Annotated in this window: 20 protein-coding genes; 1 reads left to right on the top strand and 19 read right to left on the bottom strand. The window is 32.8% G+C overall.

Features of this window, described 5'->3' with window-relative positions:
* Positions 1–111 precede the first annotated feature (111 nt).
* The 17 genes from ftsX to CN925_RS06715 all read right to left on the bottom strand — a co-directional run bounded on the left by ftsX (position 112) and on the right by CN925_RS06715 (position 19,047).
* Positions 112–1,005: a permease-like cell division protein FtsX gene (gene ftsX, locus CN925_RS06800; protein ID WP_098845503.1), complete on the bottom strand. Its 894-nt coding sequence runs from the start codon at positions 1,003–1,005 to the stop codon at positions 112–114.
* Complete coding sequence (gene ftsE, locus CN925_RS06795; RefSeq protein WP_098845502.1) at positions 995–1,681, bottom strand: cell division ATP-binding protein FtsE; 687 nt, start codon at positions 1,679–1,681, stop codon at positions 995–997. Before ftsE ends, ftsX begins: the two co-directional genes overlap by 11 nt.
* 340 nt (positions 1,682–2,021) lie before the next feature.
* The gene (gene cccB, locus CN925_RS06790) at positions 2,022–2,351 is read right to left on the bottom strand and encodes a cytochrome c551 (protein ID WP_353616064.1); all 330 of its coding nucleotides are present in this window, start codon (positions 2,349–2,351) and stop codon (positions 2,022–2,024) included.
* Between the two features lie 69 nt (positions 2,352–2,420).
* Positions 2,421–3,299, bottom strand: a complete 879-nt coding sequence (locus CN925_RS06785) for a YitT family protein (protein ID WP_098845501.1) — start codon at positions 3,297–3,299, stop codon at positions 2,421–2,423.
* Between the two features lie 453 nt (positions 3,300–3,752).
* A protein-coding gene (prfB, locus tag CN925_RS06780; RefSeq protein ID WP_286138283.1) for a peptide chain release factor 2 occupies positions 3,753–4,851 on the bottom strand; the annotation gives its coding sequence in 2 pieces (ribosomal slippage) (positions 3,753–4,787 and positions 4,789–4,851; 1,098 coding nt in all).
* A 138-nt stretch (positions 4,852–4,989) separates the two neighbouring features.
* Complete coding sequence (secA, locus tag CN925_RS06775; protein WP_098845499.1) at positions 4,990–7,503, bottom strand: preprotein translocase subunit SecA; 2,514 nt, start codon at positions 7,501–7,503, stop codon at positions 4,990–4,992.
* A 212-nt stretch (positions 7,504–7,715) separates the two neighbouring features.
* Positions 7,716–8,261, bottom strand: a complete 546-nt coding sequence (gene hpf, locus CN925_RS06770) for a ribosome hibernation-promoting factor, HPF/YfiA family (protein ID WP_098845498.1) — start codon at positions 8,259–8,261, stop codon at positions 7,716–7,718.
* 268 nt (positions 8,262–8,529) lie between these two features.
* The gene (cspD, locus tag CN925_RS06760; RefSeq protein WP_056469532.1) at positions 8,530–8,727 is read right to left on the bottom strand and encodes a cold-shock protein CspD; all 198 of its coding nucleotides are present in this window, start codon (positions 8,725–8,727) and stop codon (positions 8,530–8,532) included.
* Positions 8,728–8,955: 228 nt separating this feature from the next.
* Positions 8,956–10,776, bottom strand: a complete 1,821-nt coding sequence (locus CN925_RS06755) for an APC family permease (protein ID WP_098845496.1) — start codon at positions 10,774–10,776, stop codon at positions 8,956–8,958.
* 340 nt (positions 10,777–11,116) lie between these two features.
* The gene (locus CN925_RS06750; protein WP_098845495.1) at positions 11,117–11,368 is read right to left on the bottom strand and encodes a flagellar biosynthesis anti-sigma factor FlgM; all 252 of its coding nucleotides are present in this window, start codon (positions 11,366–11,368) and stop codon (positions 11,117–11,119) included.
* 156 nt (positions 11,369–11,524) lie between these two features.
* Positions 11,525–12,160, bottom strand: coding sequence for a ComF family protein (locus CN925_RS06745; protein WP_180232880.1), 636 nt, complete (start codon positions 12,158–12,160; stop codon positions 11,525–11,527).
* Between the two features lie 41 nt (positions 12,161–12,201).
* Positions 12,202–13,287, bottom strand: a complete 1,086-nt coding sequence (locus CN925_RS06740; RefSeq protein WP_286138282.1) for an ATP-dependent helicase ComFA — start codon at positions 13,285–13,287, stop codon at positions 12,202–12,204.
* A gap of 588 nt (positions 13,288–13,875) precedes the next feature.
* A complete protein-coding gene (locus tag CN925_RS06735) occupies positions 13,876–14,718 on the bottom strand; it encodes a DegV family protein (RefSeq protein ID WP_098845492.1) in 843 nt (280 codons plus the stop codon).
* A 273-nt stretch (positions 14,719–14,991) separates the two neighbouring features.
* The gene (locus tag CN925_RS06730; RefSeq protein WP_098845491.1) at positions 14,992–15,669 is read right to left on the bottom strand and encodes a response regulator; all 678 of its coding nucleotides are present in this window, start codon (positions 15,667–15,669) and stop codon (positions 14,992–14,994) included.
* Positions 15,670–15,817: 148 nt separating this feature from the next.
* Positions 15,818–17,008 (bottom strand): sensor histidine kinase, encoded by a 1,191-nt coding sequence (locus tag CN925_RS06725; protein WP_098845490.1) that lies wholly within the window; start codon positions 17,006–17,008, stop codon positions 15,818–15,820.
* Positions 17,009–17,297: 289 nt separating this feature from the next.
* The gene (locus CN925_RS06720) at positions 17,298–18,341 is read right to left on the bottom strand and encodes an LCP family protein (protein WP_098845489.1); all 1,044 of its coding nucleotides are present in this window, start codon (positions 18,339–18,341) and stop codon (positions 17,298–17,300) included.
* 85 nt (positions 18,342–18,426) lie between these two features.
* Entirely contained in the window at positions 18,427–19,047 is a 621-nt protein-coding gene (locus CN925_RS06715) for a YigZ family protein (protein WP_098845488.1), read from the bottom strand.
* Positions 19,048–20,211: 1,164 nt separating this feature from the next.
* Between CN925_RS06715 and CN925_RS06710 the strand changes: the two genes are divergently transcribed.
* Entirely contained in the window at positions 20,212–20,868 is a 657-nt protein-coding gene (locus CN925_RS06710; protein WP_098845487.1) for a sugar transferase, read from the top strand.
* A gap of 498 nt (positions 20,869–21,366) precedes the next feature.
* Here CN925_RS06710 and CN925_RS06705 read toward each other — a convergent pair whose 3' ends face one another.
* Both CN925_RS06705 and CN925_RS06700 read right to left on the bottom strand, forming a co-directional pair.
* Entirely contained in the window at positions 21,367–23,022 is a 1,656-nt protein-coding gene (locus CN925_RS06705; protein WP_098845486.1) for an Ig-like domain-containing protein, read from the bottom strand.
* A gap of 111 nt (positions 23,023–23,133) precedes the next feature.
* Positions 23,134–24,761 (bottom strand): SH3 domain-containing protein (locus CN925_RS06700; protein WP_180232879.1); only part of this gene is annotated, 1,628 nt, incomplete at its 5' end.

Below are 24,761 nucleotides of genomic sequence, written 5' to 3'. Positions count from 1 at the left end.
TAGAAAAGCCCTAGTACCTGTATCAACTCAGACAGACGTTAAATTCGGAACTAGAGCTTATCAATCGTATTACTCTATTAAAAAATAAAACTATAAATAAAAAATTTTATCTTATTTACGTAAAAACTTACGAATTGACATAACAGAACCCCACATTCCGATTACTGCACCAATACCGATTAATACTGCAGATAGCTGGTACACAAACGGTGAAAATGGTAATAATGTAAACATTGTTCCTGCTAATTTTGGCATTAGCATATCATAAATGACGTTATAGCCAGTTAAAAGTAAAACTATTGGAATAACTGATCCTAGAACACCTAGAAGTAAACCTTCTAATAAGAACGGCCAACGAATAAAGTTATTAGTTGCCCCTACCAATCTCATAATCTCAATTTCACGTCGTCTTGCCATGATTGTAATTTTGATCGTATTAGAGATTAAGAACATCGCAGTAAATAATAGTCCGAAAATCAGTACTAAACCGATGTTACGACCTACTGAAACTGCATTAAATAGTTTTTGAACTTGTTTTTTACCATAAATTACATCATCAATATATTTTAAGCCTGCAATTTTTTTGGCTACTGGTGCAATTTGATCTGGAGAATCGGTTTTAACAATATACGTATCATTTAACGGATTTTGCTGTTCAAACAGTTGGAATGCTTTCCCATCTTCTCCCATACTTTTAATTAGATTGTTTAGTTCTTGATCTTTAGATGAGAACTTTACAGTAGTTACATGATTTAATTTTTTGATTTCCTCTTTTAAAGTAGCTTGTTGCTCTTTGTTTGCTGTTAAATCAACTAAAACACGTACTTCAACATCTTTTTCTAGAGTAGTTCCAATATGATTAACATTCATGATTACGGCTAAAAATACGCCAACAAGCATTAACGTAACGGCAACAGCACTAATCGATGCAAACGTCATCCAACCATTTCGTTTTAAACTACGTAGCCCTTCACGAACATGTCTTTTTGCAGTTCTAGCTTTCATAACCGTACACTCCTCTCGCTTGGTCGCGTACAATTTTTCCATCTTCAATTGCAATTACACGTCGCTTAATCGTATTTACGATTTCTTTATTATGAGTCGCCATTACTATAGTTGTTCCACGATCATTGATTTCTTTAAATATATCCATAATCTCCCACGTAGTCTCAGGGTCTAGATTACCCGTTGGCTCATCGGCGATTACTACTTTTGGTTTATTTACAATAGAACGGGCAATCGAAACACGTTGCTGTTCACCACCAGAAAGCTCTGTTGGTAATGATCGAGCCTTGTGTTTTAACTTAACAAGTTCAAGTACTTCCATAACTCTCTTCTTTATAGTTTTTGGGTTTTCTTCAATAACTTCAAGTGCAAATGCAATATTTTCATAAACTGATAAGGTCGGTAATAATTTATAGTCTTGGAAAACTACCCCAATATTTCTACGTAATAAAGGAACTTTTTTATCCTTCATATGACTTAAATCAATTCCATTAATTAAGATTGTACCCTTTGATGGTCTTTCTTCACGATACATCATTTTAATGAATGTCGACTTTCCGGCACCACTTGGTCCTACGACATACACAAATTCACCTTGGCGAATTTTTACATTAATACCATCTACCGCAAGAACACCATTAGGATAAGTCTTATAAACATCTTTTAACTCAATCATGACATTCTCCTTAATTTTTTGTTCCGTTTTCTTCTATCAAACTATATAAGATCCATTCTGGATGAAATTATACTAAAAAATTACTTGATCTTATTATTTCGCCTACTATTTACATATTTCGATAATTTCAGCTAAGCTCCTCTATTATACCACTTAAAAAATGTCAAAATTGATAAATTTATGTTACATTTTAATAAACAGCAAGATTGTTTCTGAACGATTTAAAAGTTTATTTAACAAATTATGGAAAATTGTAACTAAAATGAAAAGAAACAGACCTTTTCTAATTAACAGAAAATTGTCTGCTTCTTTAATTTTTTTCTATACAAAATAAAACATTTTACTTTTTAGTTGCTAGCCATTTCGCTACACTTTTCGCGTCATTTCCTTGAACAACTCCACTAGGCATTGAACCTCTTCCATCATGGATAATATTTTCTATTTCCTTTTCAGAATATTTTGCTCCGACCTTTTTTAAGCTTGGTCCAATTATCCCTTCGAGTTCGCCACCATGACAGCTAGCACAACTTTGTTTAAATATCTTTTCTCCATTAGCAACAGAAACCGGCTCACCTGAATCATTATTTTTACTTGTATTATTATTTGAACCACAAGCAGTAATTGTTAATAACATGCCACCAGTTATAAAAGCAAGAAGTAGCTTTTTCACAAAATCATCGCCCCTTTATTTATCCCATAACTTTAGTCTACTACTAAAAAAAGTATTTATTTTTCCTTTTTATGTCAAATTTGTGAAACCTTCACCAAGAACTTCTGTTGCATCTACGACAGTAATGAAAGCATTTCGATCAACCGAACGAACGATATCACGCAGAGAAGAAAATTCAGTTTGATCAAGTACACACATTAATACTAAACGGTCTTCATTTGTATATCCGCCAACACCTGTAAGCTTTGTTACCCCACGATCTAATTCATGAACGATTGCTGTTGTTACAGGCTCCACTTCTGAAGTAATGATTAGTGCCATTTTTGATCTAGCAAGTCCAATTTGAACTAAATCGATTGTTTTACTTGTAACAAATAAGGCAATCAGTGCATACATACCACTTTCCAGATTAAATACGATTGCAGATGTAAGAACAATTAATCCGTCGATAAATGCAACACAAATCCCAAGTGATAAACCAGTATATTTATGAACAATTTGAGCTGCTAAATCTGTTCCACCAGTAGAAGCTTTACCACGGAATACGATTCCTAGACCTAAACCAATAAATAGCCCACCAAAAATTGACGCTAATAGCGGGTTATCAGTTGCAGGTTTTATATTGTATAAATCAACCAAATAAACAACAAGTGGAATAAAAATTGTTCCAACTAATGTTTTAACACCAAATTGTCTACCTAAGAAAAATACACCAGCTATAAATAAAGGGATATTAAAAGCCCATTGTACAAACGCAGGATTGAATCCCATCGTACTTTTTAGAATCGTCGAAATACCGCTTACTCCACCAGAAGCAATATGATTTGGTAATAAAAACACACAAAACGCTACAGCAATAATTGCAGAACCAATTAATACAAAAAAATACTCAAAAAACGTTTTTCCCCACCCAACAGTTAGAGCAGTAGAATATCTGAACTTTTTCAAACTTATCCCCCTCAATATTTCTCACTTACAGACAACTTTTCTTTTTTATATCCTTTTTATCGGATACTCTCTCTATTTTTTATTATGAAAAAAACAATAAGATTTAATTACATATAAACAAAATTTACTTTCTTCAATTTGTAAAACTTCTTAAAAATAAATATGATTCATGTAACTCCTTCACATTAGTAAGTGAAAATACTTACTAATCCCCTTAAGAAAAAAGCTCAAAAGAATAACATCTCCTAACGAAGATGTCTGTTTAGACAAAGTCCAAAAAATTGATAATCAGACTAGCTGCAAGTGTTTGGCGGGCTGCCTGATAAAAGATGGCTTAGGTCAAAAGATGGATAAAAGGACTAACCTAATAATAGAATATACCTCTTTTGTCCCCAAAGAATAGGGCTGGTAAGAAAGAAGTTTCCTCCATTCTTAACAGCCCATTTTTCAACATTAAATCTTAGAACGTAAGTATGCATCAATAAATGGATCAAGATCTCCATCCATTACTGCATGTACATTACCAACCTCTGTGTTTGTTCGGTGGTCTTTAACCATTGAATATGGGTGGAAAACGTATGAACGAATTTGACTTCCCCAGCCAATTTCTTTTTGTTCTCCACGAATTTCATCTAATTGAGCTTGTTGCTCTTCTATTTTACGTTGATAAAGTTTTGCTTTTAACATTTTCATTGCCTGTTCACGGTTTTTAATTTGAGAACGCTCTGTTTGACATGTTACTACAATGTTAGTTGGAACATGTGTAATACGTACCGCTGAGTCAGTTGTATTAATGTGCTGTCCACCTGCTCCACTTGCACGATACGTATCAATTTTCAAATCTTCTGTACGTATATCAATTTCGATTTCTTCATTAAACTCAGGCATTACTTCACAAGATACAAATGAAGTATGACGACGACCTGATGAATCGAATGGAGAGATACGTACTAAACGATGAACGCCTTTTTCTGCTTTTAAATAACCATAAGCATTATGACCTTTAATTGCTAAAGTTACACTCTTAATACCAGCCTCATCACCAGGTAGATAATCTAAAGTTTCAACTTTAAATCCACGTTTTTCAGCCCATCTTGTATACATACGTAACAACATTGAACCCCAATCTTGTGACTCGGTTCCACCTGCACCAGGGTGAAGCTCAAGAATTGCATTATTTTTATCATATGGCTCGCTTAATAATAATTGAAGTTCGAAATCATTCAGTTTCCCAGTTAAAGATTTTGCTTCAGTAACTAGTTCTTCAAATAGTTCATCGTCATTTTCTTCTTTAACTAACTCATATGTTACTTCAAGATTCTCATAACCCTCATTTAAATCATTGAATTCATTAATAACTTCTTTTAAACCATTTACTTCACTAATTACTACTTGTGCAGCTTTTTGATCATCCCAAAAATCTGGCTCTGACATAAATGCTTCAAGTTCATCTAGTCTTGCTTGTTTTGTTTCGACGTCAAAGAGACCCCCTAAATGCTTGAAGGCGTTTCGCCATCTTTTCTAGTTCTTGCTTTACTTCTACTAATTCCATTACATTACACCTCGATTAAATTTTACGAACAATAAAAAGCAGGTAAAGACAAGTAGTAAAGTAAGAATAACCATTAATAGCTACCCTCTCTTTTTATAACTACTTGCCCTTGCCCCTTTTCATATAGTTTCTATTTTATTAGATTCCTTTTCCGTGGCAGTTTTTATACTTCTTACCTGATCCACAAGGACAATCTTCATTTCGACCGATTTCTTCGCCTTTTACGATTGGTTTTTTCTTTACTTCACCTTCACCATCATTGCTTACATGGATTGCATCGCCTTGTACAGCTTCACGCTCTACGTCAGCTTCAATTTCAGCTTTCATAATAATGCGAGATACCTCTTCTTCAATGGAAGCAATCATCTCTTCAAACATCGCGAAGCCTTCCATTTGATATTCACGTAGAGGATCAATTTGTGCATAGGCACGTAAATGGATTCCTTCACGAAGTTGATCCATAGAATCAATATGAGCCATCCACTTGTTATCAACAGTACGTAATAATACAACTTTTTCGAACTCACGCATTTGTTCAGCTGGTAAAGCTGATTGTTTTTCTTCGTAACGCTCGAAAACTACTTTTTGAATTAGTTCAACCATTTCATCTGGTTCAATTACACGTAATTGTTCAACTGAAATTTCATCTTCATTTATTAAGTTCGCTTCTAAGAAATCAATGATTCCTTCTAAATTCCACTCTTCCTGAAGCTGCTCGTTAGGAGTGTGAGCTTGAACTACTCTATTAATAGTACCTTCAATCATATTTTTAACGATTGGTTGTAAATCAGTTGAATCAATAACTTCAGAACGTTGAGCATAGATAACTTCACGTTGTTGACGTAGTACATCATCGTATTGAAGTAATTGTTTACGAGCATCAAAGTTATTTCCTTCTACTCGTTTTTGTGCGGATTCAACTGCACGAGAAACCATTTTACTTTCAATCGGTTGCGAGTCATCTAATCCTAAACGGTCCATCATAACTGATAAATTATCTGAACCAAAACGACGCATTAATTCATCTTCCATTGATAAATAGAAAGTTGTCACACCAGGGTCCCCTTGACGACCAGAACGACCACGTAACTGATTATCAATACGTCTGCTTTCATGACGCTCAGTACCAATAACAGCTAATCCACCAAGTTCACGAACACCTTCGCCTAATTTAATATCTGTACCACGACCAGCCATGTTTGTTGCAATCGTAACTGCACCACGATGACCAGCTAATGCGATAATATCAGCCTCACGTTCATGGTTTTTCGCATTTAATACTTCATGTTTAACACCTTTACGTTTTAACAATTGAGAGATTAACTCTGAAGTCTCGATCGCTACAGTACCAACTAGAACCGGTTGGCCAGCTTTGTGACGCTCAACAATTTCATCGACAACAGCATTAAATTTACCACCCATTGTTTTGTAGACTAAATCAGGTTTATCAATACGAGCGATTGGTCGGTTCGTAGGAATAACTAGAACATTCATATTGTAAATATTACGGAATTCTTCTTCCTCAGTTTTAGCTGTACCTGTCATCCCCGAAAGTTTTTTATACATACGGAAGTAGTTTTGGAAAGTAATTGTCGCAAGCGTCATACTTTCGTTTTGAATTTTTAATCCTTCTTTCGCTTCAATCGCTTGGTGAAGACCCTCACTGTATCGGCGACCTTTCATTAAACGACCAGTAAATTGGTCAACGATCACAATTTCACCATCTTGAACTACATAATCGACATCGTGAGTCATTGTAACGTGAGCACGTAATGCCTGAGTAATATGATGATTTAAGTTAACATTTTTCAAATCAAATAAGTTTTCAACGCCAAAAGCTTTTTCTGCACGAGAAATACCATCTTCAGTTAATAAAACAGATTTTGTTTTAACATCGTACGTATAATCTTTGTCTAACTTAAGCATTCCAACAAATGCATTCGCTGCAATATAAGCTTGTGCAGACTGTTTCGCTTGTCCAGAAATAATTAATGGAGTTCGTGCTTCGTCAATTAAAATTGAGTCAACCTCATCGATAATAGCATAATTTAGTGGACGTTGTACTCGTTGTTCAGCATATACAACCATGTTATCACGTAAATAGTCAAATCCTAATTCATTATTTGTACTATACGTAATATCACAAGCATAAGCTTCACGCTTTTCATCTGATTCCATACTATTTAAATTTAGACCAACAGTAAGTCCTAAGAACTCATACAATTGACCCATTTCACGAGCATCACGACTTGCCAAGTATTCATTGACAGTTACGACGTGAACACCTTCACCACTTAATGCATTTAAATAAACTGGTAATGTGGAAGTTAACGTTTTACCTTCCCCGGTTTTCATTTCTGAAATATTACCTTCATGTAAGGAAATTCCACCTAATAATTGTACAGGATATGGAGTCATACCAAGTACACGAGTAGCACCTTCACGAACAACGGCAAACGCTTCAACTAAAATATCATCAAGAGTTTCACCTTTTTGAATACGCTCTTTAAATTCAAATGTTTTACCTCTAAGTTCATCATCAGATAATTTTGTATACTGATCCTGTAAAGATAAAATTTGATCAACTTGTTTTTGCATTTTATTTAATTGTCGCTGATTAAGATCAAAAACCTTTTTTATCATTCCAAGCATTCGTAACGCTCCTCTATTTTAAAGTCATAAACTAAAATGTCATTAAGTTAGTAGATACTATTTCTAATTTTATCATTAAATGAAGATAAGTGACAACCTTATGTCGAGATTGTTCATTAGAATTAATTAATATTTTTGAAAATAAGCAAAAAAAGCAAAAAAGGACTAAGCTAATTGTTCAGCTCAGTCCTTTTAATATTATTTTTTTAATTTTATTTGGCTTCAATTAAACCATAACGCCCATCTTTTCTTGCGTAAACGATGTTCGTTTTATTCGTTTCACCGTTTAAGAATACAAAGAAGTTATGACCTAACATATTCATTTGTAGCACTGCTTCTTCTGCATCCATAGGTTTTAAATCAAATTGCTTTGTTTTAACTAACTCAATATCATTTTCTTGCTCTTCTACTGCAACAGCTGATTCAGTAATTGATGGTGCAAACATGAATTTTAATGAACCTTTTTCTCTTAACTTACGATTTACTTTCGTTTTGTGTTTTCTAATTTGACGATCTAGTTTATCAATAACTAAATCGACAGCTGCATACAAATCTGCATGCTCTTCTTCTGCACGTAATAACATATACGTTCCAGGAATAGTTACTTCAATTCTTTGCTTGTCGTGGAATACCTTAGCATTAACTCTCGCCGTTAATTCTTCGTCAAAATAACGATCAAATCGCGATAATTTTTTATCTACGTAATCACGAATTGCTGGAGTAATTTCAATATTTTCGCCTCGGATGTTTAGCATCATATGGGTTTCCTCCTTCATCAAGCTCCAAAAATGAAAGCTGTCATACTTATATTCTACACCTCTATTTCATTTTCCTCCTTGAAATATTTGTCAAATATGAGAAATTTTTTTGACCATTTAATGAACTTTTTTGTTTATATCAGATTATATTTTAATACTAATTTAATAATACTCAAAAATTTTCCAAACAAACAAAGGCTTACTCAAAATGAGCAAGCCCTCGTGGTCCGAATCTATATAAGCAAATATTTACTTATTAACGGAAAAATTAAATTTTAGTAACATTAGCAGCTTGAGGTCCACGGTTACCTTCAACGATTTCGAAGCTAACTGCTTGGCCTTCTTCTAAAGATTTGTAACCTTCTGCGTTGATAGCTGAGAAATGTACGAATACATCGTCTCCATCTTCACGCTCGATAAATCCAAAACCTTTTTCTGCATTAAACCATTTTACTTTACCTTGCATTCAAATCCATTCCCTTCAGTCGAAAACTTGTGAATCTTCTCCACAATTCAACTATACATCATAAAACTAGGACAAGTCAAAAGTAGCTTATCGCCTTTTTTTTCACGAATTCGACAAATAACGAAAAATTCTAATTATTTCCTTACCTATCATATTCGCTTACCTTCTGACTTGTCCCATTATTTTTTTCCTATTTTTATAAAAAGAAAATTTATATCATTTTTCCTACTACACCTTAAATCTATAAGGTACTGTAGTTACAATAACACTTCGTTTATGAAGTAAATACGCACGCAGTAATAAGCTTGATTGATTATGTAAAACATTATGCCAATTTTTCCTTGTAATAAACTGTGGTATTAAAACTGTAATTTCAAAACCTTGTTCATGGGCTTTAGCTTCCATTTCATCTATTACCTTTAAAAGAGGTCTAGTAATTTCTCGATACTCAGAGTGAACAGCAATTAATTTTACGTTAGGGTTCCAAGCTTCCCATTTCTCTCTCATTTGCTCTTCACTTTCCTTATCAAAAGAAATGTAAACAGCATAGACTTCATCAGCAATCCCTTGCGCATATTGCATTGTACGTTCTACTACTTTTGTAATACCAGCGACAGGAACTACCATGATATTTCCATTAATTTTTTCAGGAATATCATTGTTTAATCTTAATTGGTCACCTACTGCTTCATAGTGCTTACGAATTCTTAAGAATAGAATAACGATCAAAGGTAAGAAAACAAAGATCGACCAAACTTGATTTAACTTAGTAGTTAAGAAAATAATCGAAACTGTTGCTGAAATAAATGCACCAACGAAGTTTGCAATTAACTTAGGGAACCAGCCAGCCGGTTTTTCTCTAATCCATTTAACGACCATACCGGTTTGTGAAAGTGTAAACGGTACGAATACACCAACCGCGTATAGTGGGATTAATTCTTCTGTTTTACCTTGGAAAGCAATAATTAATAAAATTGATGCTACACCAAGTGTAATAATACCATTAGAATAACCTAGACGATCTCCTCGAAGTAAATACATTCTAGGCATGAACTTATCACTAGCTAAGTTATAAGCAAGTAATGGGAATGCTGAAAATCCCGTATTAGCTGCTAATACAAGGATTAATGCAGTTGTCCCTTGTATAAAGAAATAGATTATATTTCGCCCGAAAATATCAGAACCTAATTGGGACATAACTGTTTCTTCTGCACTTGGTACAATTCCATACCAGTAAGCTAAGTACATTATTCCCGAGAATAGTACTGCTAAAATCGAACCCATCATCAATAGTGTTTTTGCCGCATTTTTATCTGAAGGCACTTTAAAGTTCGGAATAGCATTTGAAATTGCTTCTACACCAGTTAAAGCGGAGCAACCAGATGAAAATGCTTTTAAAAGAATAAAAAGCGAAATCCCCGGAACAACAGTACCAATCGGTGAATGTGCTGTTTGTGGAGCATGACCTGTAAACACATTATATAACCCTACGATAATAATAATAACAAGTGCTACAACGAATAAATAAACTGGATATGCCAAAATCGAAGCAGATTCAGTTAGTCCACGTAAGTTTAAAATTGTAATACATATAACTAAAATAACAGCTATAAAGACTGTGTGAGTGTGCAAAAATGGAAAGGCGGACGTAATCGCGTCCGTTCCTGCTGACACACTAACCGCTACTGTCAATATGTAGTCAACTAGCAAGGATCCACCGGCAACTAAACCTGGAATTACACCTAAGTTTTGTTTAGATACGACATAAGCGCCGCCACCATGAGGATAACTAAAAATAATTTGGCGATAAGATAAAATTAATGCTAATAATAAAATCAGTACGCCTATACCAATCGGAACCGAATACCAATACGCTACCGCACCAACCGTAGTTAAAACGATCAAAATCTGCTCTGGACCGTATGCTACTGATGAAAGCGCATCTGACGAAAGGATTGCCAAGGCCTTCGCATTCGATAACTTTTGTTCACTTAACTCTGTTGACTTAAGTGGTTTACCAATTAAGTATCGTTTTAATATCGATAACATATGTACACCTCTACATAATAAGTTAAAATCCAAACCATTTGAGTTTATCACATTATTAGAAAAAAAAGTGTGATATTTTAAGAAAATCTTTCCATAACTTTACTAAGTTCTTTTCAAAATAATTAATATTAACTTCCCTCTAAATCAAATTAAAATACAAAAAACGAAATGAGATATTAAAAACTTAAGGAATCAAATAGCAAAGGCTTTCGTTTTGTATTGAAAATCCATTATTACCGTACTACACACAAAAAGAACTTAACGTTTTTGTTAAGTCCTTTCCTATTTCTTTCTTATAAAAGAAATAATTTTAGTAACAACCTTATTCTGTTGTTAACTTTTATTTCTTATTAAAATAGCTAAGCATTTTTTCAGCCACTTTCATTGGTTGAACTTTGTATGTGCCCTCTTCTATTTGTTTCTTTAATTGCTGTATCTGTTTATCACGTTTTGCGATTATCTGATTGACGATTTGATTATCCTTCGCATGGGGGGAGGTTTCTATTTTTTGTTCTACTTTATTTTGTTCATTTTTTTCTACGTTGTACGGATGCACATGAACATGATCCTCATCAGATATATTATCCTTCATTTTTCCCACCTCATCGCTAATCGTTTTATACCTCGTCTTTATTTATTAATTTCGTCTTATTTCTATATTTTTGATTTATTCTGTCCAATGACCATTATTTATATCGTAAAACCCGAATAAAATTAGGAGACTTTATGCATATCAAGTTAATTAGCTTTATGCTCGAATTAATGTGAGGGAATGTACTTCAGTAGCACCATTTTTTAACAATATTGCAGCGGCATCTTGTACCGTTTTACCAGTTGTGTACACGTCATCAAGTATTACGACTGATTCGTTATCGATTTTCCTCTCACCACAAAAGGAAAAAACTTGTTCTCGGCTTAGTCTTTCATAACGGTTTAACTTACTTTGTTTTTCTGTATGAATTCTTTCTAAACAATTTGTTAAGTTTAAACCTGCATATTGTGCGAGCACTTCTACTTGATTAAATCCTCGTTCCTTTAGTCTTGCATCGCTTAGAGGTATAGGAACTATTTTATAATTTTTGAAAGAATTTTCATAGTATTCTCTTAAATCACTTGCAAATAAAACTGCTAACTGTACATCACCATAAAATTTAAAATTCGTAAGCCACTCTTTTATTTCTTTCGTGTAAGTATAGATCGACTTATTGATAATTAATGGAATATCTAGCTTTAAATTCATATACTCTATACAATTTTCACATTGCTTTTGATCATCTAAAACCTTACCACAACAAGACTCACAAACAGGACCGATAATTTTTTCAAACTTTGCTAGGCATTGTGAACAAGCTGATTCTTCATTTCGAAAAAAAATTTTATGCAAGGAAAACTTCTCAACAAATTGAGTACCACAATATACACAAATCATTTACAATCCAACCAACCTTTCTCCATACCTAAATGATTCATTAAAAGTATTTGCTTTTTAGCTTTAACCATTTCTTCGCTAATTCCATTATGAAAAAAGATAACCTCTCCATTCGCATAATTAATATGCCTACCAGCACGCCCAGCAATTTGAACTAGTGCACTTTCAGTAAAAATCTCTTCATCAGCACCTAGTACCGCAATTTGGCTATTTACAATCGTAACGCCTCTCTCTAAAATTGTCGTAGTGACTAAAACTTGAATGTCCCCACTTCGAAAAGCACTTACTTTTTCATGCCTTTGTGGATCTTGACTATGAACTGAAGCAGATTTAACTGTTATCTTATTTACAGCTTCTTCTATAAAAACACATTCATTAATAGTAGGAACAAATAAAAAGATGGGGCAGCCTTTTGGAAGAAATAATTTTATCCATTTCTCTAAACAGTTTGGAAGTTTTTGTGTTTTACGGATCGTTTTACGCCAGTTGCCAATCCATTCAAAGCTCGGTACTGGTAGGGGTTGCCTATGGTATCTTGCGGGGACCATTACATTTTTGATTTTATTTTTTAACGCAAGGGATTGTTGTTCACTAGTGGGGGTGGCAGTCATTTGTATTGTTGAACCTTTAATTGTTCTTGATTCGTTTGCGACCCAATGCAAATGTTTTTCGATATTATAAGGAAAAGCATCAACTTCATCGATAATCAATACGTGGAATGCATGCTTAAATTTCATTAACTGATGTACTGTACAAATTGTTATCCGATTTCCATTCCACCTCTCTTCACTACCTCCATATAGTACTGCAATTGAAATAGTAGGGAAAGCTTGTCTAAATCTAATTGCTAACTCTAAAACTACATCTACTCGAGGTGTTGTGATACAAACGAATTTACCTTGCAAAAGTGCAGCTTCAATCCCTTCAAACAACATTTCAGTTTTACCTGCACCACATACTGCCCAAAGTAGCAAATTTTGATTTGCATTTACAGCTTCAACTACTTTAATTGATGCTTCTTTTTGCTGAGGTGAAAGTTTACCATCCCATTCGAGTCCAGTAATTGAATGATCTAATTTCATATCAACCTCATTAATGACTAGATTTGTACATGTCGACATCTTTCCCATCATGATACATTTTCTGCAATACGTACACCGTGACGAACATTTCGCACAAAAATGAGTAGCGAAAAATTCTTGAATTTGATTACCGCAACGAAAGCATATATAGCGAGATTTAACTTTTTGAACTGCTTGAATGACTAGACTTGTTGGTGGAATGTCTTGAAGGTTTATCGTGGGGAAAAGTTGGAGTTTTCTGCCGTAAAAATTGTCCATTAATTAACCTACTTTCTTTTTTTAATATATTGAGGGAGACGACTTTGGAGTAAATAAAAAGATTCTACATAATTATGGTCATCTTTAAATAATACATTCAATCAGTCACTAACGACGTAAAATACAGTGAAGTTTCCTTGTCAAAAATATAGATATATTGTGAAGTTTGAGTTAAAGCTGAAACATTATTAAATTCTATAAAGACACCTAAAAAATTAACTACTTTAAGAGAATTAAACAAAAATCTACAATAAAATTATCGAGTTTTATTGCGATAACCAATTTTTACAGAAAAAAAACAAAAAAGCCCCTAAATAAAGGAGCTCCTACTCAAATAACATACCAACCCAATCCTAAAGCACCCTCGCCAAGATGCGTTCCAATTACTGGGCCAAAATATGAAATTTCTATTTCAACATTCGGATAAGTTTCACTAAGTTGTTGGGCTAATTTTTTTGCATCTTCCTCACGATTTGAGTGAATGACGACTGCTTTCATTTTTTCGCCTTTTGATGCAACTTCGCCAAATAAATCTGTGATCCGTTTCATTGCCTTTTTTTCTGTTCGGATTTTTTCAAAGGCTACAATTTTTTTGTCTACAAATGTTAGAATAGGCTTTACTTGCAGCAAACTTCCAACAAATGCTTGTGCACTTGAAAGTCTTCCTCCTCGTTGTAGGTGATCTAAATCAAAAACCATGAAGTATGCATTGGCAGATTGTTTTATTTCATCTAAACGCTCAACGATTTCAGTTGGTCTGGCACCTTTCTTTGCCATTTTCGCAGCCTCAATGACATAAAAGCCTTGGACCATGCAACTAATTTCCGAATCATAAGCGAAAACTTCTAAGTTATCTATCATTGAACTAGCGGATACAATACTTTGATATGTTCCACTAATTCCGCTTGATAGAGTGATTACAACAACAGCCTCATATTCTTTTGATAACTGTTCAAGTTTTTCAATAATCATACCATATGCAGGTTGTGAAGTCTTTGGAAGTTCCTTTTGTTCACGGACCTTGAGGAAAAATTGTTCGGCTGTAATTTCAACTTCTTCTTGGTAGGATGCATCTCCGAAGATTACATTAAGAGGCAACATATGTATATCTAAAGAATCTCTAACTTCCTTTTGGATATAAGATGTACTATCTGTAACAATTGCAGTTCTCATTGTCATATCCTTTCTTTTATATATAGTAACGTTTAACTATGTATTTATTGGTTTAATTTTACACAACTAATTAAGCAAAATCATTGTATTTCATTCTCTTTACTCTGAGCCATTTCGACAATTCTGTTGAACTTAGAAAGGTTTATTATACTTAAAAGCCTATTTATTGAAAAGAAAAAGTGGGCCTTTTATTCTTCTTCGTTCATCAAATTTATTTTGTACACAAACTAAAACAGAGTACCGCTCATTCGATACTCTGTTTTTGGCATCTTACTATTTCACTTCTACCCAAGCGTTACGAATTGCCGTTACTACAGCATGAGTACGGTCATTTACTTCTAATTTTTGCAAAATATTACTTACATGATTTTTAACAGTTTTTTCACTAATGAAAAGGGCTTCACCAATAGCACGGTTACTTTTACCATCTGCTAACATTTGAAGTACTTCACATTCTCTTCTAGTCAGTAAATGTAATGGACGGCGCACTTCTACTTCGCGAGATTTAAATAATTGTTCTTTAAGTGATAGCCTTCTAAATTCTTCTACTAGGTTGTGGGTAATCTTCGGGTGTAAATAGCATCCACCTTTTGTAACGACTTTAATCGCTTCAATTAGTGTATCTGAGTCCATTTCTTTTAATAAATAGCCTCTTGCACCCACTTTTAGGACATGTGTTACATATGATTCATCATCATGGATTGACAAAATGATTACTTTGGCTTCAGGATATTTTTCTAGTAATGCTTTTGTAGCAATTACTCCGTTCATTGTCGGCATGTTTATATCAACAATAAATACATCTACTTGATGTTCATCCATGATACTTACAACCTCTGTACCATCTGAACCTTCAGCCACAACATCAAAGCTTTCTTCAAAATCTAGGATTCTCTTAATTCCTTCACGAAATAGTTTATGATCATCTACAATTGCAATTCTAGTTTTCATTTCATTACTCCCTCTGTTCATTGTTCTAGTTTGCTAATCTATCGAAATTTGTAGAAATTGTTATTTTTTTCAAATTATAGTATATTTTACCATATGCTATTAACGGTTTCGACGCAAATCTCCCAAAACACGAAATAAAGTTTTACTTTTAGAAATTTTCAGACGCTTTATTTTGAACTACCATTTCTATTTCACTCTCTATTTCTACATTTAAAGTAATTCTAATTGTCGTACCAACGTTTAGTATCGAATCGATTATAAAATCTCCATTCAATAACTCGACGCGTTCTTTCATTCCTTTTAATCCAAATGAGTTTTCTCTTTGGTTTTCTCCAACAGGAAAACCAACACCATCATCCTGAACAAAAACATTAATTTTATTTCTTAAAAACTCTAATCTTACAAAAATTGTTGTTGGATTGGCATGCTTACACGCATTTTGAACTGCCTCTTGGATGATCCTAAAGATCGCAATTTCTATTTTTGAATTAAGTCTTTTTTCGTTTTGCCCACAATATTCAAATTTAATTTCAATATGCTTATACGACTCAAGCGATTTTAAATATTTATTAAGGGCTGGAACTAATCCTAAATCGTCTAATGCATTTGGGCGTAGGTCATATATTATTCTTCTTACTTCCCCTAGTGCACAACGGACTTGTTCCTTTATATCACCTAGTTCCTTTCTTGCATCTTCTTCTGTTCTTTGGCGATATGTTTTGATTAAATAATCTGACTGCATTAATATACTGGCTAACGTTTGGGCAGGCCCATCATGTATTTCGCGTGATAACCTTATACGCTCTTCTTCCTGAGCTTGTATCAATTGAAATCCAAATTCTTGTTTTTGTTTTACATCCTCAAGTAAATGACTAACCTGCTTAAAGTCTGTATTAAGGTAATTTAGAACAATTGAAATACGGGCAATTAACAATTCGGCTTTTTGTAGTTTCTCTAACAAAGTCTGAAGTTTACTTTCTAACTCTTTTCTACGATGGTTTAGAACTTTTTCTTCCTTTAATGAAAGAAAATACTGTTTTTGGAGATTATTAGCAGTTTCATATGCTGCCTTTACATGGGATTCATACCTATTTTTCTCCCCATCTACTTCAGTTAATTTTTTGCGTGCCTCTCGAGCTAATAAGTCTAATCGAACCGTATTTTCAACCTTTTCCACTACTTGTAATTTTACTTCTTCAAGCGCTACTCTTAATGTCTCGTATTCAGAGCGAGTATCTTCAACTATTCCAAACACATGGGACTTACTATCTATAATAGATGAGAGCATATTATCCATGATTTCGTCTAGTGTCTGATTGTCCATTTTCCTAGATGACATTCACTTTTTCCCCCATTAGCCTATTACTATATGACTAATAAATTTATGTATATTTCATATTATAATGTAATTAGGATTATAATTGTACAAAAATTTGAAATAAGCTAAAATTTTTATATTTTCCGATTTAACCCTTATATTACCAATGTATATTGGTATTGTATTATAAGTTTTAAAAAAAACAACCATTCTATAACATCCTTAACACAATGTTAACAAGTGTTACAACTATATTACAATCGACCTAAAAAAAAGCTGATTCTCATAAAAGAATCAGCTTTTTACCTATTTATTGATTGGTACTATTTTCATTTTCAGAACTACTATCCGAATTAATTGAATTTGTTGTGTTAGTTGCAGGTGGCTTTTCTAAACCTAAGTGTACACGGAATTTGCTAGTAATTTCCCTTACACTTTCCTCTTCAGGAACATAATAGTAAATACCATTAATCGTAGCATCATGACCTTTTATTTTTATTGTTTCTAGATCATTTTCATTGATATTAGGTAAATGCTTCGCAAGTGAAATACCGCCGCTTAGTTTCATGTTCGTACTAATATTATTACTGATCACTTTCGCGTATTTATCCATTTTCACGATTGTTTCAGGTGATTTTAATTCCTTTAAGATCGATTGAATTACTTGTTGTTGTCTTTCTTCACGCCCAAAATCACCACGAGGATCTCGTTTACGCATACGAGAATATGCTAATGCCTGCTGTCCATCTAAATGCATCGGACCTTTTGTAAAGTAAAGCTTTTTCCTTGGTGAAGTATCTGTATTTTCCCAGAAATCAAAAGGTACTTCTACATCAATCCCACCAACTGCATCAACTATATTTTTAAAACCATTAAAGTCGACTGTAACGTAATAATCAATTGGTACATTTAAGAATTGCTCAACTGTATCAACTGTTAATTGTAAACCACCATATGAATATGCATGGTTTATTTTAGTTTTTCCATCATGTCCTGGGATACTTACATATGTATCACGAGGAATACTCATTGTTTTAATTGTTTCTTCTTTTGGGTTAAAGGTAGCAAGGATCATCGAATCAGTTCGTCCACCTTTTCCGCCAGTTGAATAGTTTTCAATCCCTAAGAAGAGTATTGATATTGGATCTTTTGATATTGTAACTTTTTCATTTCTTAAGTTTGATGAAATGTCTTCACCTTTTGTTGCTTTATTTAATTCAAGATATGTTCTAACGCCTTTATATCCTACAAAGATTAAGGCTACAATAATGACTAGTAATAATACCCTAGCAATTAAGCCTCTCTTTCTCTTTCTTCTTCTCTTGGCCATTTTTCGAGAATGATTATAATTCATATGTTCGAAGAGACCTCCTTTAAAGTTAGTATGATTGTTCTATTTGAAATTAATCAAAAATTAACTATTTATAATAGCTAAACTACTACATGTATTTAACAATACTTTCATTTATATGACAACTACCATTTGTTAACTCAACGATCCAGTTTTTGAAGCTATCTACTTCATCAACCTTAATCCATAGTTCAAAGCTTACTTCTTCCATGTGGCTAACATTTTCTAAATGATAATGCGAGTTACGTAATGCGAATTCTACTTTACCTAACAATTTATAATTAATCTTTATGTTTATTACTTTAACTAATGAGCGCTCAACAATTCCAACAGTGTTTAACCCTTCACTGACTGCTTGTCCATATGCACGAATCAAACCTCCTGCTCCAAGCTTTTTACCGCCAAAATACCTTGTTACAACAACAACAGTATCTTTTAGACCTCTTTTTTTCAAAACTTCTAACATTGGCACCCCAGCAGTACCACTCGGTTCGCCATCATCATTGGCTTTTTGAATCTCATCATTTTCACCGATTAAATAGGCTGAACAATTATGCGTAGCATCAAAATGCTTTTTTTTAATTTCTGAAATGAATCGTTGTGCATCAACTTCAGTCTTCGCTTCATTTATGTAACAAATAAATTTCGATTTTTCAATCTCAATCTCATGACTACCAAAGCCACTAACAGTGAAATAATTCGCTAGCATTTAACACCTAACCTTTCGACTAAATTAAACAAAATTTTTTCGACTCACTTCAATATATTACTACAATTATTCATTCCATTCCTTAAAAAATACTAAAATTCTTCATAAGTAAGTATTTACTGACTGGATTTTATAAAGTAACATAGGTAATAATGCTTAAAATCAGTTTGAAAACATTAAACAGCTAATGTCATTAACCAATTGTTCGAATCATTTCTCAGTAAAATTTTCAATTTCATCCGAATATTAAACACTCTATTACTTTGCATAAAAAATTTGGAACAGAAACTGATTCCACAGATTTCTACTCAATTTAAATTAAAATGAATGAAACTAAGTGATAAATACATTTCATTTTTCGTCATATTCAACAATGTCCCCACTAATTTATTTGTTTTTTCATTTAATAATTATTCTGCTTACCCCTTTTAAGTAAAAATATTAGAATTATATTTCTTCTCCGATAATAAGTTTAATAATGCGGCAATTAAAACTAAAGTGAAAGTGTCTTCCTTTAGGACTACATAAATAATAAAATTGCGCTCACTAAATTTAATGGCAATATAAAAACAATGAAAAGTGCTAAACGAAGAAATATCAATTAATAAGGGAGTTGATATTTAAAAGAAATACAAATTTACTTACGATTTAAAGGAAGGATAAAATAGCTAAATTTATTCATAATAATTTATATGGAGAATCATCAAAATATTGTTATTACATACCAAGTTACAATACAAAGATAATCCTTATAACAAAATGCATTTAGTTATTTCCTTACAATAACGTTTGATAATGCGTATAAAGTATAAAGGCAAATATGCGGGTATTAATTCCTTTGGAAAAGTACTAATCAACTCAACGTATTTTTCCACTTGCTTTATGTTAAAATAATAATACCTAAAAAGTCGACCTGGATAAGAATTTGATCAATTACTAATTATTGTAATGCCGATTAATAAATTTTACTGCACACACTATAAGTGTAAGGTACCCTTGTGAACTTTTTATGTGGAGTAATTAGCTTGTAACATAAAAATAATTTGATTTTTTTCTGCTAACATTTATAATTGTTATGATGTTATAAAACGTAAACGTTATACATTAGGACATGTTGCAATACACTTGCAAGAATGGGCCTAAATTATAAACTGGGGTGTTTAAATGGCCTTACAGAATACTCAACAAAAAGTTGAAAGCCGCTATTCCATTCAACAACTTGAGTCATTAAAAAAGAAAAGTATTTTTTATTCATTTATAAAAAGAACATTGGATATAGTCTTTGCGTCGCTCGCGTTTGTTATTTCTTTACCATTTGTATTGTTCTTTATCGCATTAATTAAAATTGATTCTCCTGGTCCTGCTCTTTTCATCCAAGAACGAGTTGGATTAAATGGGAAAATTTTTAATATTTATAAGTTAAGAACAATGCGTATGGATGCAGAGGTAAATGGACCACAATGGGCTAGTACAGACGATCCTCGCATTACAAAACTTGGTCACTTTCTGCGAAAAACTCGTATTGATGAATTACCGCAGTTTGTCAATGTCTTACGTGGAGATATGAGCCTTGTTGGACCTAGACCAGAAAGAGCGTTTTTTTTAGTCAAATTTAATCATGAAGTACCAGGCTTTACTAATCGCTTAACAGTCAAACCAGGATTAACTGGATGGGCACAAGTGAATGGCGGGTATGAATTAACACCAAAAGAGAAATTAGCCTTGGATTTACATTATATTGAACATCAATCAATCATGTTGGACATTCGAATTATGTTTAAAACCATTAAAGTTGTCTTAACCGGTGAAGGTGCTCGTTAATGAATGTAAGAAAAGTTTAGAATTCTCTATACTAAAAATTAGAATAGTTTAGCAAAGGCCTTTTTCTCACATGGGAAAAGGCCTTTTAATTTCTTTAAAATTAAATTGAGTCGATTAATAAAATATATTTTAAAGTAAAAAACATTTTAAATTCCGAAAATTACCCACAATTTCAGAAGTTTATTAACAATTTGTGGATAACATTTAATACTTATCCACAAACCAATTGTTTATAAATTAATATAAGCAACTAAGAAATATAAAGATACGACAAAATTCTTCTAAAATGAAAAAAGTTACACCTTTTTTCCTGTCGATAAGTATTAAATTTATTCACAAGTTATCCACATATTAAAAACAAATTGCATTCATTTTAAACATATATTTTGTAAAAACAGATGATCGATTACTAATTGATCGAGCATCTTTCCACTAAGAACTAGTAAAAACAAAAAAATGCAATGCAATAAGAAAAATACTTATCACATCACATTTTAATTATTTTACAACTTTAATTGTACGAAAATTTTTGTTTCCTGATTTATCAATGGCATAAACCTTTAAATATGTGTTTGCTTTCTGTACTTTTATTGTAACAGAAAATTTACCACTTGAATTCACCGAGCTTTGACCTATTAATGTAGTACCTCGATAAACCTTCACTGAAGCATATTTCTCAGCACTACCTGTTACAGTTTTTGATTTTGAAGTAATTTTATTAACAACAGGAAGAGCTGGTGGTGTTTTATCTAAGACTTTTAAAGACTTTGTAGCACTTACATTTCCGGCTTTATCCGTAGCAGTTACGCTAACTGTCGTTCCACTTTTTTGTTTTGAAATTGTAAACTTATAGCTTTTATTCGATGCAGCTATTGTGCTTTTTTGAAACTTGCCATTAAGATATAGTTTAACTGTAGAACTTGCTTCTGCTGTTCCAGTGATAGTAGTTGATTGATCTGAAACTGTATTCATTGTTGGTGTTGTCGGTTTCGTTTTATCGATCGTAAACGTGATTGTCGTTATATTACTTTCTTCATCTTTTACAACTAAAGTGTATTTGCCTGGTTTACTAACTATTTGACCATTTTTAAATACTGCACCATTTAATAAAGCAGTACCTTCATCAAATGTAATCTTTACGTCTTTATTATAAGAAATAGTATTTTTAACCCCAGTTACGATTGGAGCTACAAAATCTTTCTTTTTGGCAATATATGAAGAAGCAATATAGCCCGATGTTTTTCCATCAGTTGATTTTACTGGGAACCAAACAAAGTGATTTAAGCTACTATTTGGTTCAGTATATTTAAATTCTCCATCAATAACAAATACTTTATTTAAAGCTTGGGATGTATAAGAAGATGAAGTATTCGGTTGAGTTCTTAGTTTTGTGCCAGCTGTTGTTACTTTGACGATATCACCTTTTTTTAATAAATAAGCAGATTCATGTAATCCACTTGTCATTGTATAGTTCAATTTATTAAATTTTATACTTTCGTTTAGGTTTGGATCATAACTAAAATCATCATATGCAAACGGATATTGAGCAAGTTTTGTACTTCCTAATAAACTTTGATCCTCAATGATTTTAAACACTTTATCTTGGTAAGTTTCCCAATTCCTTATGATTAAATGACCATCATTTCTTTTCAAAGGACTATTCACGGGCATTGTACCGTTATACGCCATAACAGGAAAATACCAGTTTTCGATAATTCCTCTGCCCGCATCCTTTATTTTTGGTAATGATGATAATTCATACTTCTGATTAAGAATAGTAACACCTGTCTCAATATTATATACGATGTCATTTTTTAATTTCTCTAACTTTACCGTATCAATGTTTGGATCCGTTACTTGCATAATTCCAATTCCATTATCAAAAGAAATTACCGGTTGTCCTTTTTCATCAAATTGTTTCCAAGATGATTCTTTCATTGCGATTGATTTTACAACCTCAGGTGGAATATTCTTACTTAATGCCGCATTCGTTAATAAACAGTTAATTTGTTGAGTAGATGGATTTACATTTTGTTTAATTTCTCCCATTTGTAAACATTTAGTAGACCAATCCGTTGCTGCTGATGCTTTTCCTGCAACTAAGCCAATGGAAAGCGTCGCTAATAGGCCTACTTTTAACATTTTTAATTTCAAAATTTCACTCCTCCCCAATCTACTTAAATAGTTTTCTATTTTTCATTGTATCATATAAACATACTTTTCTTTAAAACTAGTAAAAAAGTGACTCACACGGAGTCACTTTTTTTATTTTAATTCTTGTTTAATATAGCTTGAAGATATCCATCCAAGGCTTCCATCCTCTAATTGGATTTTAAACCATTTTTTTGTACTATCCATCGCTAAAGTACCATCTGTATTTAAAACAATACTTACATAAGTATTAGCGTTCAACGTATCAATTATATTGCTTCCAGTAATAGTTGCAGATGAGCGTAGGTTTACACCACCTGTTGTTCTACCTAAGTTTTTAACAGATAAAGTTTGGCTATAAGCATTTAATTTGATACTGTTTGTCCAAAAAACATTCCCATCAATTGATAATTTAATCCAATAATCATTTGTTTTTTCAAGCAGAAGGAAGTCAGTACCTGCTGCTATCGATTTGACTTTAGCCGTGTCTCCCTTTGCAGCATATAGATCGATGTTTCCTTTTGTAACCGCTTGGATACTAGCAGGGAATACATCACTACCAACAGGAGTAGGTGGACTGCCTGGAATTATAGTATTCGGTTGAGCTTTATCATAGTACGCTTTATCAAACGGTAGTATTTTTTGCATATGTTGAGCAATCAAAATACCCCAATTCGGATCAGTCGCGTAATAAAAATTCATTCCTTCACTTGCTGGATCAATTCTTACATTATTCATATCTTTTGTACTAAATCCAAGATATGCACCATGATATTTCCAGTTACTTGGATTTAAATAAGTTGATTTAATTGAGCGTGCAATATACTCTACATTTTCTTGTACACTCATAAACTTGTAAGATGCTATATATGGTGTTGCATCATATGAACCAAAGCCAAATAAGTTATTTTTTCCTAATGAAATTTGAGACTTACCAAATCCACTTTCATGAATGGCATGTGCTGCTAAATAAAGTGCATTTACACCGTACTTATTTCCAGCATCAACAAATAATTGACCTTGACCAGTCAGAATACTTTTAACGCCACTTGTCACATTACTAGCAATATAGTTATTAATTTGCGTAGCAGTTACAGGCGAAGGTGTACGCAAATCAATAAACTGATAGCTATCCCTTGATGTCATTGGATCACCAGTTTTTACTTGTTTGATATATGTTCCTGATACATATCCCGTTTTCCCATTGTAACTAACCTTATACCAGTTGTTAGAAGTTTTATCAGTTGCAATTAAAACCATATTAACCGGAATTACTATAAGCAATGGAGAAGAAGCATCATAAGTTTGACGTAAATTCAATTCTGAAGTCGTAATATATGTCGTATCTGTTATATTTGTGATCGTCACGACATCGCTTTTTTCGAAATCTACCGCTTTTACATATCCATTTATATCGTTATATTTCACACGGTACCAATCACCAATTTTTTCGCTAATCGAGATAACTGTATCTTTTGGAATTTGAGTAAGTTGTTTCGATACATTGCCGAACGATTCGTATAAATAGGTTGCATTAAGTGTTTTATAATTTGTAGCAGTAAACGTTGTGAAGCTATTTGCAGTTACATCTTCACTTTTAACATAAAGATTTTGCCCATTATAATTAATTTGGTACCAAATCTTCCCTACCAAATCTGTCGCTTTTTGAGTTGAAGCAAAGCCATTATCTTCACTAACTGTAGTGTTTACAGGTTTTGTCGCATCTGGAGTTGCATATAAGT

The organism is Bacillus sp. AFS055030 (genome assembly GCF_002574545.1).
Lineage (GTDB): Bacteria > Bacillota > Bacilli > Bacillales > Bacillaceae_G > Gottfriedia.
Note: the sequence above shows the minus strand (reverse complement) of the source record. Positions and strands in the feature narration are given on the sequence as shown.